11 protein-coding genes are annotated in these 16,317 nt (G+C 45.1%); 2 read left to right on the top strand and 9 right to left on the bottom strand.

All coding sequences use genetic code 11. The annotated features are described in order from the left end of the window. Positions 1-45: 45 nt before the first annotated feature. On the bottom strand, positions 46-2,811 hold the full coding sequence (gene fdhF / locus ABXT70_RS09205; protein WP_443640194.1) for a formate dehydrogenase subunit alpha: 2,766 nt from the start codon (positions 2,809-2,811) through the stop codon (positions 46-48). Continuing rightward, complete coding sequence (locus ABXT70_RS09210; RefSeq protein ID WP_443640195.1) at positions 2,808-4,571, bottom strand: NAD(P)H-dependent oxidoreductase subunit E; 1,764 nt, start codon at positions 4,569-4,571, stop codon at positions 2,808-2,810. Before ABXT70_RS09210 ends, fdhF begins: the two co-directional genes overlap by 4 nt. A 368-nt stretch (positions 4,572-4,939) precedes the next feature. Here ABXT70_RS09210 and ABXT70_RS09215 point away from each other — a divergent pair, with 368 nt between their 5' ends. Further along, positions 4,940-6,211 (top strand): DEAD/DEAH box helicase, encoded by a 1,272-nt coding sequence (locus ABXT70_RS09215; protein ID WP_443640196.1) that lies wholly within the window; start codon positions 4,940-4,942, stop codon positions 6,209-6,211. A 17-nt stretch (positions 6,212-6,228) separates the two neighbouring features. Here the strand turns inward: ABXT70_RS09215 and ABXT70_RS09220 are convergent, their stop codons facing one another. After that, positions 6,229-7,917: a 2-isopropylmalate synthase gene (locus ABXT70_RS09220; protein WP_443640197.1), complete on the bottom strand. Its 1,689-nt coding sequence runs from the start codon at positions 7,915-7,917 to the stop codon at positions 6,229-6,231. Between the two features lie 156 nt (positions 7,918-8,073). Here ABXT70_RS09220 and ABXT70_RS09225 point away from each other — a divergent pair, with 156 nt between their 5' ends. Beyond that, a complete protein-coding gene (locus tag ABXT70_RS09225; RefSeq protein WP_443640198.1) occupies positions 8,074-8,547 on the top strand; it encodes an Lrp/AsnC family transcriptional regulator in 474 nt (157 codons plus the stop codon). 147 nt (positions 8,548-8,694) lie between these two features. Here the strand turns inward: ABXT70_RS09225 and ABXT70_RS09230 are convergent, their stop codons facing one another. The 6 genes from ABXT70_RS09230 to ABXT70_RS09255 form a co-directional block, all read right to left on the bottom strand. Then, positions 8,695-9,456: an N-acyl homoserine lactonase family protein gene (locus ABXT70_RS09230; RefSeq protein ID WP_443640199.1), complete on the bottom strand. Its 762-nt coding sequence runs from the start codon at positions 9,454-9,456 to the stop codon at positions 8,695-8,697. 135 nt (positions 9,457-9,591) lie between these two features. Then, positions 9,592-10,740 (bottom strand): iron-containing alcohol dehydrogenase, encoded by a 1,149-nt coding sequence (locus ABXT70_RS09235; RefSeq protein WP_443640200.1) that lies wholly within the window; start codon positions 10,738-10,740, stop codon positions 9,592-9,594. Between the two features lie 433 nt (positions 10,741-11,173). Then, a complete protein-coding gene (locus ABXT70_RS09240) occupies positions 11,174-11,581 on the bottom strand; it encodes a hypothetical protein (RefSeq protein ID WP_443640201.1) in 408 nt (135 codons plus the stop codon). Between the two features lie 31 nt (positions 11,582-11,612). Next, the gene (locus ABXT70_RS09245; protein WP_443640202.1) at positions 11,613-11,981 is read right to left on the bottom strand and encodes a hypothetical protein; all 369 of its coding nucleotides are present in this window, start codon (positions 11,979-11,981) and stop codon (positions 11,613-11,615) included. A gap of 22 nt (positions 11,982-12,003) precedes the next feature. Then, positions 12,004-14,361, bottom strand: coding sequence for a N,N-dimethylformamidase beta subunit family domain-containing protein (locus tag ABXT70_RS09250; protein ID WP_443640203.1), 2,358 nt, complete (start codon positions 14,359-14,361; stop codon positions 12,004-12,006). Positions 14,362-14,410: 49 nt separating this feature from the next. Next, positions 14,411-16,294: a sodium:solute symporter family protein gene (locus ABXT70_RS09255; RefSeq protein WP_443640204.1), complete on the bottom strand. Its 1,884-nt coding sequence runs from the start codon at positions 16,292-16,294 to the stop codon at positions 14,411-14,413. Between the last annotated feature and the right edge of the window lie 23 nt (positions 16,295-16,317).

Genomic DNA, 16,317 nt, shown 5'->3' on the forward strand with positions numbered 1-16,317 from the left:
TTGTTAAAACCCATAAGACCTAAGATCTGACAGGCTTAAAGCAACTTAGCCAACGCGCTCAATACGCGAAGCACAGAACTTAAATTCAGGGATCTTACCCACTGGATCAAGCGCTGCGTTAGTGAGCATATTGGCAGAAGCTTCTACGTAGCAGAATGGAATAAAGATCACGCCAGCTGGTACATCAGCGTCTTCACGAGCCATTATATCTATGCTACCACGACGAGTAGAGACACGGATCATATCGCCAGCCTTGGCACCAATTTTGGTTAATTCTTCACGGCTCAAAGTAGCTACAGCTTCTGGCTCAAGAGCATCCAAAACAGATGCACGACGGGTCATGGAGCCAGTGTGCCAATGTTCTAGCTGACGGCCAGTAGTAAGGATGACTGGGTACTCATCATCTGGACGTTCATCAGGCTCTACGATGTCTGCAGCAACAAATTTACCGCGACCACCTTCAATAGGGAAGCTATCGATAAACACGATGTCACTGCCCGGATGATCCTCAGCAGGGCAAGGGTATGTTACTGAGTGTTCGCTTTCTAGGCGCTCCCAAGTCAAGTTATTCAAACTTGGCATGGCTTGCTTCATTTCTGCAAACACATCTTTTGGATGGGTGTAAGTCCACTTTAAGCCCATACGGTTAGCCAATTCTTGGATAATCCACCAATCCTGACGTGCATCTCCAGGTGGATTCACTGCTTGGCGACCCATCTGCACAGTACGGTTGGTGTTAGACGCTGTGCCATCTTTCTCTGGCCATGCTGAAGCAGGCAGAACAACATCGGCATACATCGCTGTTTCTGTCACATACAAGTCTTGCACAACTAAATGCTCAAGCTTAGCCAAGGCCGCACGGGCGTGGTGTAAGTCTGGATCAGACATGGCTGGGTTTTCACCTTCCACATACATACCTGTTACTGAACCATCATGAACAGCATTCATGGTTTCTACCACAGTAAGGCCTGGCTCATCAGAAAGTTCAGTGCCCCATAGGTCTTCAAACATGGCTTTAACGTTACCCGAGTCAACGGGCTTGTAGTCTGGGTACATCATCGGGATAAGACCTGCATCCGATGCACCTTGTACGTTGTTCTGACCACGCAGTGGGTGTAAGCCAGTACCTTCACGACCAATTTGACCTGTCATCAACGCCACAGAAATCATAGCGCGGCAGTTGTCAGTACCGTGAATGTGTTGTGATACACCCATACCCCAGAAGATCATGGAGTTGTTAGCAGTGGCATATAAACGTGCAACTTCGCGAATTAGCTCTGCATCTACGCCACAAATTGGTGACATGGCCTCAGGGGTATAGTGCTTAACGTGTTCTTTCACCATCTCGAAACCAGTGGTCATAGAATCGATGTACTTTTGGTTGTATAGCTCTTCTGTAACGATGACATTCATGATGGCATTCCAGAAGCTGACATCGCTACCTGGCTTAAACTGAATCATGTGACTGGCGTATGTCTTCATTGCCAGACCACGCGGATCTAGAACGATAATCTTGGTACCATTCTTTGCAGCTTGCTTAAAGAAGGTTGCAGCAACGGGGTGGTTACTAGAGGGATTAGCGCCAGTAATCACAACAACGTCAGCGTTTTTGGCCTGCATGAAGGATGCAGATACTGCACCAGAACCCAGACCTTCCAACAATGCCATTACCGATGAGGCATGGCATAAACGAGTACAGTGGTCTACGTTGTTACTACCAAAACCTGTACGCACCAGCTTTTGGAACAAGTAAGCTTCTTCGTTAGAACCTTTGGCACTTCCAAAACCTGCAAGGGCTTTTTTGCCTTGGCTATCACGGATTTTGCTCAAGCCATTAGCTGCAAAATCCAATGCTTCATCCCAACTCGCCTCTCGAAAGTGAGTTAAAGGCTTAGCTGGATCAAAGTCGTTATGAATGCCTTTGCGTGCGCCTTCAAGGCGAATCAATGGCTTAGTTAAACGGTCGCCATGGTGAATATAGTCAGAACCAAAACGGCCCTTAACACACAAGCGGCTTTGGTTCGCTGGGCCGTCGCGGCCATCAACGTAAACAATACGTTCATCTTTAACATGGTACGTTAGCTGGCAACCTACACCACAATACTGGCATACGCTGTCTACTTTTCGGTCGTAGTCTGCACTGTCGCCCTTGCCTTCTTCGCTAGTTACAGAAGCAGGCATCAAGGCACCCGTAGGACAAGCCTGAACACATTCTCCACAATTAACGCAGGTAGAATCGCCCATAGGGTCGTCAAAGTCGAATACAACCTTAGAATCTGAACCTCGGTTAGCCATGCCAATCACGTCGTTCACTTGAACTTCGCGGCAAGCAACAACACACAAATTACAGTTAATACAAGATTGTAGGTTAACACGCATCGCCTTACTGCTATTGTCTGCACAAGGCTTTATAGTTTCGTCAAAACGAGCTTCAGTAGCGTCTACGGCCAACAAATCGGCCATAACCCAAAAATGTGAGCTCTTGTCTGGTGACTCTTCGCGTTCTGGCTGGTCGGTGGCTAATAACTCCAACACCATTTTACGAGAAACTTGAGCACGGTCTGATGTAGCACTGGAAACGACCATGCCTTCAGTAGGTGAGCGCAAGCAAGAAGGCGCCAATACACGCTCGCCTTCAATTTCTACCATACAGACGCGGCAGTTGCCGTCTGCACGGTAGCCAGGCTCTGGCTTGTAACATAGGTGAGGAATAGTTTCGCCCATACGCTTAGCAACTTGCCAAATGCTCTCGCCCGCTTTAGCCGTTACTTTCTCACCATCGAGGGTGAAATTGATGATATCTTGACTCATATTATGTCTCCCACACTTGGTACTTTTTTAGCACTGGCAGACAGATCCGTAGCAATCAAATCAGCGTCAAAATATTTAAATACGGTGGTGATCGGGTTAGAGGCTGCTTGGCCTAAACCACAAATTGAAGCATCGCACATGGCTTGGCCCAGCTCAGCCATTAAGGCTTGGTCCCAATCAGGGCGCTGCAGCAACTTCACCATTTTTTCTGTGCCTACGCGACAAGGTGTGCATTGACCACAGCTTTCGTCTTCAAAGAACTTAAGCAAGTTCACTACCACATCACGCATGTTGTCATGATCAGATAATACCACTACGGCAGCAGAACCTATAAAACAACCGTACGGCTGAAGAGTACCGAAATCTAATGGAATGTCTGCCATACCTGCTGGCAATATACCGCCTGACGCGCCACCTGGAAGGTAACCTTTGAAGGCATGACCATCAATCATACCGCCACAGTACTCATCCATTAATTCCTGCATAGTAATGCCCGCTGGTGCTAATTTAACACCTGGGTTTTTAACACGGCCTGAAACCGAGTAGCTACGCAATCCTTGTGAGCCATTACGGCCTTGACTAGAGAACCATTCCGCTCCCTTGTCCATTAATGTGCGGATCCAGAACACTGTTTCAATGTTATTAACCAATGTAGGGCGATTAAACAAACCCACCTGAGCCACAAAAGGAGGGCGATGACGAGGCAGGCCCGGCTTGCCTTCTATAGATTCGATCATGGCCGATTCTTCACCACAAATGTAAGCACCAGCACCACGCCGTAAGTGAATGCCACCAGCAGGCGCTAGGCCTGCAGCTTCTACTTTGGCAATTTCTACCTGCAAAATTTTGAGGGCGGCTGGGTATTCATCACGCATGTAGATGTATGCAGCTTCAGCCTCTACAGCCCAAGCACTGATCAACGCACCTTCAATAAAGCGGTGGGGGTCAGTCTCTAAATACAACCGGTCTTTAAATGTACCAGGTTCGCCTTCGTCACCGTTAATGGCAAGGTAACGTGGCTTAGGCTCTTGGCGTACAAACTTCCACTTCATATGAGTTGGGAAACCTGCACCACCTAACCCTTTAAGGTTAGCATCAGCCAATACTTTTTGAATGTCTTCCCAGCTGTAATCGCCAGCTAGGCACTTTTTCAACAAAGCGTAACCACCATCTGCTACATACGCATCATAGGCAATATAGTCTGGGATGTCTGGGTGAAAGTGTTCTGCTTTTATGGTGGCTACAATTTTAGCAGCATCGGCGTGGTCTACATGATGGTGACCAACTTCTGCGACAGGAGCAGTGTCACAACGGCCCATACACGGGGCACTAAGAATGCGTACTTGTGAAGGATCTGTACCAGCTTCCAAGGCAGATTTAAGTTGCTGCGCACCTGCAAGCTGACAGCTTAAGCTATCGCATACGCGCACGGTAACTGCTGCAGGTGGCAATTCACCTTCTTTAACAATATCAAAATGTGCATAAAAAGTGGCACACTCATACACTTCAGCCATTGGGATATTCATCTCATGGGCTAAAGCGGCGAGGTGTGCTGCGGACAGGTAACCGTAGTTATCTTGAATTAAGTGCAAGTATTCAATTAGCATGTCACGCTTAATGGGTTGATCACCGATCAACTCACGTAATTGGGCTAACGTATCTAGATTAACTTGACGCCCACGAAGGTGGATACGAGATTTATTGCGGCCAGCGCCTGGGTGCAAACGCACCACATTGTCTTTGTTAGAATCAGCAGACATGTTGTTCTCTGTTTTGACTTAAGTTCAAGGTCCTATGAGGAAACCTGCCTCACAAATACGCTGTTATAACACGCGCTAGGATACCATTATTTTTAACCGAGCTAGTATCACAGTGCTGGAAATTACCGCATATCTGAAAACGACACCATGGCGACACTATAGTACCTGTAAAGCACCTATCACAAGACCATTACTCGGTAAGGTTAACATTTACTCAATAATGAGGACATGTCGCTGAATCTATTAAACAATTTATAACACCTATCGCAAGACCATCGCTCTGAAAGGGTAGCAGATGCTCAATAACGAGCACATATTGCTGAATCTATTGTTGGCAAAATACGGTATCCTACGGCCTCGATTATTTATTGAGTTATGCCACCGTGTCTTTTGTTGATTTACAGCTGGATCAAGAACTACTTCATGCCCTTGCGGAGCATGAATTTACCCAGCCCACGGCTATTCAAACACAAGCCATTCCTCCTCTGCTGGAAGGCACTGACGTGTTGGCCTCTGCTCCTACTGGCACAGGTAAAACTCTCGCTTTCGTGTTGCCTGCCTTGCAACATATTTTAGACATACCAAGGCAAGAAGCCGGCACCCCAAAGGTGCTTATTCTTAGTCCTACCCGTGAGCTTGCCCGCCAGACCTACGATCAAATTGAGCAGCTAGTAGCCCATAACCATTTAAAGAGCTGCCTCATCGTCGGTGGCGTACCATTTGGCATGCAAAAAGCCATGGTGGCTGAAACCATTGACTTGCTTGTCGCTACCCCAGGCCGCTTGTTAGAAATTGAAGAACACATGGCGCTAGATTTATCTCTAGTGACTGTTTTAGTGATAGACGAAGCGGATCGCATGTTAGATTTAGGTTTTATTCAAGCTATCCACCAAATTGCAGACATGTTACCAACTGAACGTCAAACGTCGATGTTCTCTGCCACCTTAGAAGGCGACAAGGTACAAGCCTTTGCCCATGACCTTCTTTCAGAGAACGCCGTGCAAGTGGCCGTAGAAGCACCACGCCACGTGGCTAAAAAAATCACTCAATGTGTCTACCAGGCAGATAACGAACAACACAAAGAACACCTACTTAAAGCCTTGCTCCGACTACCCGAAGTAAAGCAAGCCATTGTTTTTGTAAACAGTCGCAAACAGGTGGACACGTGGCTTAAAATCATTCGTACTCTGGGTATTCAGTGCACAGGGTTACACGGCGACCTACGCCAAAGTGATCGCAACCAGCAAATTAAGGATATGCGCCGTGGCCGTACCAAAGTAATGGTGGCTACCGACGTTATGGCTCGTGGAGTAGATCTACCTGGCCTAAGCCACGTTATTAACGTGCACATGCCAGAGAAAGCCGACAGTTATGTTCACCGTGCGGGTCGAACGGGCCGTGATGGCGCAGAAGGCAGTGTTTGGTCTATTGTAGACGCCATGGAATGGCCTAACTTAGGCCGTATTGAACGCTATATTGGCAACAGCATTAGCCGCCAAGTATTCCCAGGATTCTCTCCCAAGAAGGAAGAGCCCAGCCTATTGAAAAAGGCCAAGGCCAAAAAGCCAAAGGTATCAAAAGCAGCCAAGGCTAAGGCCGACAAAGCCAAAGCCAAAAAGGCCAAAAAATATAAAGATTAATCAACCTCTAGGCAAACTTAAGCATAGGATTTGGAACGAATAGCTCCTAGCTCTGCAGCCTCGCTGTGGCTAAAAGCTGTAAGCATCGCTTGCAATGCAACAGCGGTGGTATCTTCCGCCTGAGCTACACCATGCAACACAACACCATTTACCTGCACTTCCATACACGCCAATGCTTGCGCATTGGTGCCACTGGTTAATGCATGCTGATCAAATTGAGTCACTTCTAAGCCACACCCATAATGCACACTTAACGCATCACTTAATGCTTCTATGGCACCTGCACCTTGGCCAGACAATAAGGTTTGCCCCACCTTAAAACTTGCCCGAATTTCTTGCCCATGGGCCTGTATGCCATAATCATGTAACTGCCATGGTGCAGCCACCTCTACAAAATTATTTTGGTACAAGGTTTTAATTTGCTCCGAAGACACTTCCAATCCAGATGCCTCCGTTGCTTTTTGTACCACACCGCTTACGGCAGGATGCATCCACTTTGGTAATTCAATACCGTAATCTCGCTCTAGCACTAAAGCCACACCACCCTTACCACTTTGACTATTAATGCGCACTACAGCTTCATACTCGCGACCAATGTCCCGCGGATCTATAGGCAAATATGCCACATCCCAGTGAGATTTCTTGTGTTGTTTATGAAACGCCACAGACTTACGAATAGCATCTTGATGGCTGCCAGAAAATGCGGTGTATACCAGCTCACCAGCCCAAGGATGGCGTGGAGATACAGCAATTTCGGTACAGCTCTCAACCACTTCAATAATTTCCAATACATTGCTTATATCCAATGTTGGATCAATGCCCTGCGAGTACAAGTTCATGGCCATGGTAATTACGTCCATATTACCTGTACGTTCACCATTGCCCATAAGCGTACCTTCAACACGGTCTGCACCCGCCAATAGTCCTAACTCAGCTGCAGCAACAGCACACCCTCGGTCATTGTGGGTATGAAGACTAATTGTTACCTGTTGACGATGCTGCAAATGGCGGCAGAAATACTCCACTTGATCAGCAAATAAATTAGGCGTGGACAGCTCTACTGTGGAGGGTAAATTAATAATTAGCTCGCGGCCATTGTTAGGCAGCCATTGCTCAATCACGGCATCACAAACCTCCACCGCATAGTCCATTTCAGTACCAGTAAAGCTTTCTGGTGAGTATTCAAAACTCCATTGCGTCTGTGGGTAGTTATTAGCGTACTGCTGCACCCATTTAGCACCTTGCACTGCGATGGCTTTAATACCCTCTTCTGGCAATCCAAACACTTGCTCGCGCTGCACTTTAGAGGTGGAATTGTAAACGTGCACTATGGCTTGCTTAACGCCATCTAGTGCCTCATAAGTTTTTTTGATCAATTCTTCTCGAGCTGGAGTAAGCACTTGCAGTGTCACATCATTTGGCACCCTTTCTTGCTCGATCAACATCCGTACAAAATCAAAATCTGGGGCTGACGCCGATGGAAAACCCACCTCTATTTGTTTAAATCCAAGTTTTACCAACAATTCAAACATTCTCAGTTTTTGTTGTCCGTTCATGGGGTTAACCAAAGCCTGATTACCATCGCGTAAATCCACACTACACCACATAGGTGCTTTGGTAAGGGATTTACTAGGCCATGTCCGATCAGGTAATGGTGTGACCTGAAATGGCTGGTATTTAAGGTGGTTAAAGGTGTGATCAAACATAGCGACACTCAAATTAACTTATTTTAATTAGTTTATCGCTAAGTTAGCGCAATATCACATTTAATTTAGCGTAATATTGACAAATTTAGCAATAATTAATATTATAATTAGAATATATCGCAATTTAATTGCTAATAAACGACTGAAGTAAATACAATGACTACCTTAGACCGTTACGACCTCAATATATTACGCCACCTGCAAGATGATGGCAGCCTGTCCAATCAAGAGTTAGCTGAACACGTTGGCCTCACGGCCGCCCCATGCTCTCGGCGCGTTAAGCACTTGGAAGAAAGTGGTGTTATTCGTGATCGAGTTGTGCGAGTTAATGACCGAGCGGTTAACCTCAATCTAACTGCCCTACTGCACATCGTCATGGACAAACACATCCCTGAACGGTTTGCAGAATTTGAGCAAGCCGTAGCGCAGCTTCCTGAAGTGATGGAGTGTTATTTGATTACGGGTCACGAAGCTGATTATCAACTCAAAGTTGTGGTGCCCGACATGGATCGATACCACGACATTTTATTAGGAAAAATCACTAAAATTAAAGGCGTCAGTGGTGTCAAATCAGCTTTTGTGATGCGCAAAGTACTTGATAGCACAGCACTCCCTTTAGGGTATGTTTAGTGAAAGGTGGGGATAAGATAGACAATAGGTGGCGTCAAGTCAGCTTTTTTATGCACAGCTTGATCTGCAGTAAACCTATCCTTTTAGAGTATTTAAGGGACTAATCCAACCCTGATAGACCAAGCAATGCCTTTATGTCTAATAAAACTATACAACGCACTCAGGTGCTTGGGGTAATGTGGCCCAAAATGCTGGATCGTGGCCATATATTATTTTTGCACCCGCTCTTTGCAGTTTTCGTAACAACAAAATGGAATTGAGCATTTCACCACGATTATGTACTAAGCGAGGCAAGTGCAGATTGGTCAGAGTTTCTTTCAGATAACAAGCATCAGCTGATAGCACAACATCACCCGAATCCAGCCGAACTTTTAACGACTGATGCCCAGGAGTATGGCCAAAGGTTGGAATGGTTACGATTCTCCCATCTCCAAACAAGTCGTGCTCGCCATTAACTTTTTGAATGAGGTGACCATGGTCGTAATCCTTCAGAATATAGCCGTTCTCTTTAATAAACTCTGGCGTATGGCCCGCTTCCCACTCTCGTTTTTGAATAATTATTTTGGCGTTGGGTACCATTACATTGCCACCTGTATGATCAAAGTGCAGATGAGAGTTGACCACATATCTTATTTTATCAGCATCCACATCCAGCGCTTCCAATCGAGAGCGTATATCCTCACCCGTTCGAAAATGTACTTGAAAAAAATCGGCCAAAAATCCAATGCGTCCTCGCACATCATGCTGGCACTGTGGGTGCAAACCAGTATCGAACAAGACAAGTCCTCGAGGATGGTCAATTAAGTAGGCGGGTACAGGAAAATGAATTTTTCCTACCTTACCTGCAAGCATCATGTCCAAGTCCGAAGATAACCAACCACACGTCATTGCATACAACTTTACGCTCAAAATATACTCTCCTTATTAACCTTATTTGCCACATTATTAAGCGTGACAACATTAACTTGCAGACCTGCTCAGGCTTAACCCAAGCAGAGCATTGACACCTGTTAAAGGGACTTTTTAACTGTTTTAAAAGGTCCTTTAATAAGCCGCTTGGTAGATAGATTCAATCTCTACTAATGTTAACTTGCGCGGATTATTGCGCAACAAACGTTCTACTTTTATAGCTTCGCGGGCGAGTTCTGGAATTGCGTCCTGAGGAATGTCGAGCTTTTGCAATGATCTGGGTATATTAACGTCATGGCATAACTGGTGCAGAAATTCAATGACACAGTCTGCTGAATATTGATGAGACTTTTGCTCTATAGGCAAGCCAAAAGCCTTCGCAATAGGGGTAAATTTTTCGAGGCAAGCTACTTTGTTGTACTCCATTACATGGGGTAGCAATAGCGCATTACTCACGCCATGGGAAATATGGAAGCGCCCTCCAAGAGGGTAAGCAAGCGCATGAACGGCGCCAACGCCGGCATTACCAAAGGCCATACCCGCCAATAAACTGCCAGTGGACATATCCTCGCGCGCTTGCATGTTATCTGGTTTACAGTAGGCCTTAGGTAAAGCCAGAGAAATTAGCTCCATAGCTTTTATGGCTAAGGCATCTGTAATAGGACTGGAAAAATTAGATAAATAGGCTTCTATCGCATGCACTAATGCATCTACACCACTGGCAGCCGTGACAGAGGGTGGGCAGTAAATGGTCATTTCGGGGGCAATTATGGCAATGTCTGGAAGTAAAAAGTCACTCACAATGCCCTTTTTTACTTGAGCGCTAGTGTCAGACAGTATGGCAATGTTGGTAACCTCTGACCCTGTACCCGCAGTGGTTGGTAGGGCTATTAAAGGAATAGATCGAGCAGTAATAGTATTTTCACCAAATAAATTTTCAAGTGGTCCTAGTTTTTCATCATAGACAGCAACACACTTTGCAATATCAATCACACTGCCGCCGCCTACGGCAATAATACCGTCATAATCACCCGAACTAAATTGGTGTTTACAATCAAGCACAACATCAGGTTCAGGTTCAGGCTTTACCTTATCGTAAATACCAAATTTAAAATCTGAAAGGAACTTAGTTACCGTCTTAAGTGTGCCCGATTGAACGACGCCCTGATCGGTAATAATAAAAGGTTGACTGATGCCTAAATGGGTTATCTGCTCCTTTATTTGAGATACAGCACCATAACCGGTAATGATTTTATGAGCAGACTTAAAGTGTGATATTTGCATAATGCTAGATTCCCTTTATTATTTTGAGGCAGAAACCTTTGTCATTCTATGCCGTCATCGATTGGTGAGGTCCGATTGAGTTAGCTGTAGATTTCATTGGTGCCTAAGGGCTCTTAAACCTCTTACCCATTGTGCCTAATACTTCTTTTCACCCTGGTAAAATCTTTTAGGTCAATTTTGAAAGCACATCTAAAAAACTACCCGTGATTAAATACGCGTAAGCCCCCACCAAAAAAGCGTAACAGAGCTATTTGTAGGTCTTAGTTTAGGCAGTATATTTTTAACTTTAAACTGACCGTTAAACCAATTACCTGAGTTTGCAACATTAATAAAAAGCTACGTTTATGGCTTTTCATAACATGAACCCTGCGACTACTCATACCAACAAGCTATTGGTCAGAAGCTTAGTTACCCATTTTCCGGCTTAGATATGTCAACCATATTTGCGCATCAAATCATTAATACGCATCAAAAAAATAGCATGTTCACAGGCTTCTTCAGAAGAAAAAACGCCATCAAACATTTCTACTGGCTCCCCTCTCACACCCGTAACACGACCGATTTTGTATTCTGCGAACATCCGCACACATACGGTCACATATTTACCCGCCATAGGGTGTCGACGCATTTTATCTAGCACGGTGCGCAAATCATGGCTGTGTTCAACAGCTTGTTTGTTCGCCGTGGGAGCATTACCTACTGGGCTTGCCTTATGCTCAGCAATTAAGCGTCTTCGAGTTTGGTCATCGAACAACAAAGGCATAACATAAGTTCGCGTCATATGATCATCTGCGCCCTCATAGGACTCATTGGCGGCAACACCCTTTGGTTGATTTAACATAGGAATTCCTCTGGCTGTACTAATAGTCTGGTTAATGGTTGCGGCAAGGCGTAGATTCGCCACGCCGCAATTTTAGATTTTGTGCTTCTATTTGAGCATCCTCTGGGTTTGAAAACACTTTATCCTCAAACAAAATAACGGGTTTAGCTCGGTCTGCATTTAACTGCCCAACACACCATTGCTCACCTGCCTCAGTGCAGACAACAACATAGGCCCCCGCTATGGGTCCGTAGCGTCGGTTGTTAAGGGTGAATAAACACTTGGACAGGTCATCGACCTTATCTTCATCTAAACTATTGATTAGTTGTTTTTCCAGTGCATTGGGCTCAATATTACTGGTGCCCAACATTGCTTTACCCACTGGAGGTTCAATCATATTGTTTGAATCTGACATATTCATAAGCTTTCTCCTACTATTTGATCTAAGGCAACTCTTCATCTTTCAAAAATCCACGAATCGCATTTTCCGTAATTTTTGAAACATTATTGTTATAGTTATTGTGGGACAAACTGCCACACCAAGATAATGATCCTGGAGCAAACAAGGCACCATTATTGGGTGTTTTGTAATAAATCATGTCCGCCCTCACCATTGGATTCTCAGTACCACTGCCGTGATATCCTCGAACTGAGAAATGAATTTCTTCATTAACTTGGAGCATCAAGTTAGTGTGGGCCTCAGAGTGAGCTAGTAGATAGGCCTCATGGGGCGTACCAAATTCTAGGTCATAGCGATCCAACTCCAGACCTGCGGCTCCACCACCCACTAGCCCAAAGTCACCTATACGTTCACCATTGCCAACCCCATCCATTATCCAGGCTGTTTCAGGCCTCTCACTGTCTTTGTCACGAACATAGTAAGAAGACACATCAAATCCGTAAGCTGTAAAGGTTAAACCACATAATTTACTTGGGATACGGCCTCTGGCACGCCACATGCCGCCATACTTTCCATCGAAGGCATTGTTATACTCCCCAGGATTGGCTGTCCATGCTCGGGTCCCAGCTTCACCCTTACGAACTTCGATAATATTACTATTATCTGGATGATATTCACTACACCAGTAAAAGCCATTGGCACCGAGGTACAGCCAGCGACCTCCATCTTGCTGATATTGTTCATAGGCTGCGAACATTTTTTCCGAGGTGTATTCAGGGTGGCTCCCGGTCAGCACAGTCTGATACTTATTGAGTAAACCTACGCCTTCTCGATGCAAGTCTTCATCTGTATGAATATCAAAATCAAAGTTCTTTTCTTCTAGCCAATCGACCAAATGAAGGTCTCCATTGAGCTGCCACAATGAAGGCGATAACCAATGCCGGTATTTAGGCCGCATGTTCAAAATCGGTCGTAATCGAGATGAATAGGCTACACCACTGCCATCTGAATGCAGTGAATATGTGGAGAGACCATACTCACGGTGCTCGTTTAGATACAAATCTGAGGCAGTCATTACAGGCACTTTTCCGGCTAATAGTTCGGCCACCACACAGTTGGTTGCTAAGTTATCGTTGGAGTAAGCCATATAGCTATTAGTAGGCAAAATAAATGCCAATTTAGACGTCGTCTTGCCTTTGGGTGGCCGCACAACAAAGGGCACGTAGTCCTCTGTCTCTGGGGAATCAACACCCCCAATCCGCAAACGAGCTGCATAAATGCCACTCTTTAGGTTATCCGGTACGGTGTAGGTAAAATCAACATCCCAACGGGCATCATCAATGTCGTCATCATGGAAGTGAATGGCTCCATATTCTTCAGGCTTATGATGATAAACAATCTCGTCTCCCGTCCAGTTGAAACCAGTCATGCCTCTACAAGGCATATTAATAATATGACCATTCAGACGCGAGGTAGAGACATCTATTATGTAAGTGGAAGCAATGTTATTGGTAATGTTAGCATGAAAGTCCCACGCACCAACGACATAGTGTCTTAGCTCTGCTGCACAGGTTTGGAAACCCCGCGCCAAGGATTCAATCTCGGCTTTTGACAAGGCTTTGCTGCATAGTCTAGGGCGATCAATTTTGCCATTATATAAGTTAGCTTGCTCAGGTAAGTCAACTGGTGAGGTTGCTTCTTTGAAGTGTGCACCAAAAATACTGCGTCCACAGCGTTCTATAAGGGTACTTGCTCCCATAAGTAAAGGAGCATCGTTAATTGCTGGGCGCACGCTACTATTAGACTCAACCGTAGCGGTTGTATCTTCTGACGGATTCAATATTGCTTGACCTAAGCCACCATTAGTTGCGGTGACCACAGGTTCTTGGTACAAGGTCACACGACCGGTACGTGCATCATAGCTTAAAGCTGCTAAATACCAGACCTTACGCAAAAGGACTTTGTCACTTGACAGGCGAGTCACCATGCCACTGCCATCGCCTATTTCTGCAGCCAGACAACCCGCTTCATTAATAAATAAACCATAACCACTGCCAGTGGTTTCAACCCACTTAGTTATGATACCTTGGCGGCCTTTATCTGGGGTGGTCGGAAATATATAGCACTGTACAGTAAAGCTTTCTACATTCAAACGGTCATCTTGTGGCACGACAATGTATGATCCTCCATGAATGCGCTGATTTCTGCCTGTATAGCTTTTATTACATAAAGCACCAATTTCTTCTTCCTTGTAACCCGGACCTTCTGGATTAGTGTCGCCATGAATTAGGCGAACAATTTGAGAGTCATACACCTCATCATATTCAGAATTAATGTAAAACTTGATGTCGTCACCTGGGCAGATAGAGTATTTGTCGCTATAACCAGTAATTTTTAACATATTTTCCTCACGCGTTTTATTTTGATATTAAGTTCAGGAGTTAACTAAATTATGTAAGTTCAAGTGAATCAGGTGTCTCCATATCTGTGTGGCTAGAGAGCCTTAACTTATTCGCTAAAAACCAAATCATACCTACCCCTAGGGCCCACCAAATAACTTGCCACGCCCACAATGAAGGCATTCCAAATGTCCAATTCTCAAACCCTGCATCTGGCGCGCCAAAAGCGAAGTTACCCAACACAGAGCCTGGACCCACCGCAAAAAATAGCCACGCTATAATAAATACACCGGCTAAGGGCTTTTCCCATCGATCGTTTCCTAGGGGTGCATCTTGACTGATTAAATAATTGTGGAACTTTTGGCGATGATCTTTTTGGGTATCTTCACTGCTAAGCAATGAAACAAGTAAACATGTACTAATGTTAAAGAATAATCCCCATGCTCCAGAGTGAATAGTCCATGGCCAAGCACCCCATGGCAAGGAACCCACCGCTAACTTTTGGCCCAATGGCTCTGTCAAGACGACTGCAATTAACCCCAGAACTAAACCACTAATAACCGCCTGTCTATTCCATCGAGGCAACCAGGTTGCGGCTAATAATGCGGGCCATAGTTGCAAGCTTGCCGCTAAGGCCAAACTGCTAAACACAAGCACAGCTTCCATAGACCAAGATGCCAATAACATGGCTGCTAAAAACACAATTAGGGTCGCTATTCGAGCGACTTTTATTTGTTGTTTATCTGTTGCCTTTGGGTTTAGTTTTGCCAGATAGATGTCTCGGCTTAATATATTACCTGTAGTGGATAAAAAGCCTGCCCCTGTGGCCTGCAATGCAGCTACTAAGCAGACCGTTAATAGGCCAGCTAGCCAAGGCATTTGCTCGGTCGTTAGTAAAATTATTTCGGAGATTGTTTGGCTATGATGTAAGTTTTTTGTCGCCTCTAATAAGTGGCCACTAAGCCCAATAATGGTGCCAAAAAATAACAGTAAAAATCCTATCAAACATGCACTTCCCCACGTTTGGTGAAGTGCAAAACCACGCACAGAATGGCTAGAAAATACCAGCATAGTAAATGCCGGAGAGGCTTGAATGCCTATGACAGAAAGAAGAAAAGTAAGTCCCATGATGGCTGTCCATGGCCCCCCAATAGGTACTTCAAAACCTATACCACTGGTCCATTGAATGACACCTGGCAAGGCTAGATAACCATCGTAATTTCCACCTCCCATACCCGAAGTCGTGCCTAAATAGCTGTGTTCCGTACCAATAAGGTTGGCTAAACCTTGATTTAATAAATCAAAACCTCCCATTTGATCAAGAGCCAATAATCCTAATAACACCAAACCAATACATAGCAATACCGTTTGCACAACGGCCACTTTCATTACCGCTTGCAGGCCTCCCATGACGCTATAAAGAAGCACGATTGCAGTTAAGTACCACATTGCAGTTGTCCGTGAAACCATATCGTCCGTAAGATGGCTCACAAGAGAACCTGATGCACCCATTAACATTGCAACAAACGGAATGCCAAAAAGCAGAGCAATAATTACGTTTATGTAACGAATTAGATCGCCACCAAAATAATTACTCAATAGTTCGGCACTGGTAAAATATCCAAATTTGCGCCCCAATAACCATTGGCGTTTGAGCAAGAACATGCCACCAACACATGCAACAACCGCATAAAATGAAGTATTGGCAAATGCCAAACCATCGCGGGACACCAGTGTTGGATAGACGTAAAAAGCCCATCCTCCATACGCTATACCAGTGCTAGCAATAGCGAACACCCATGGAGAAAGAGTTCGGTTCGCAAGAAAATAATCTTCTGCAGATCGTGTTCTACGAGCAGATCTCAAGCCCCAAAAGAAGCAGTACGCCCAATAGGTAAAGAAACAAATAAATATCCAAATAGAATATTCAGACATAGTGCCCATCCCATTGTTTAGCT

The sequence above is a fragment of the Candidatus Njordibacter sp. Uisw_039 genome (genome assembly GCF_047730075.1).
GTDB lineage: Bacteria > Pseudomonadota > Gammaproteobacteria > Pseudomonadales > Balneatricaceae > Njordibacter.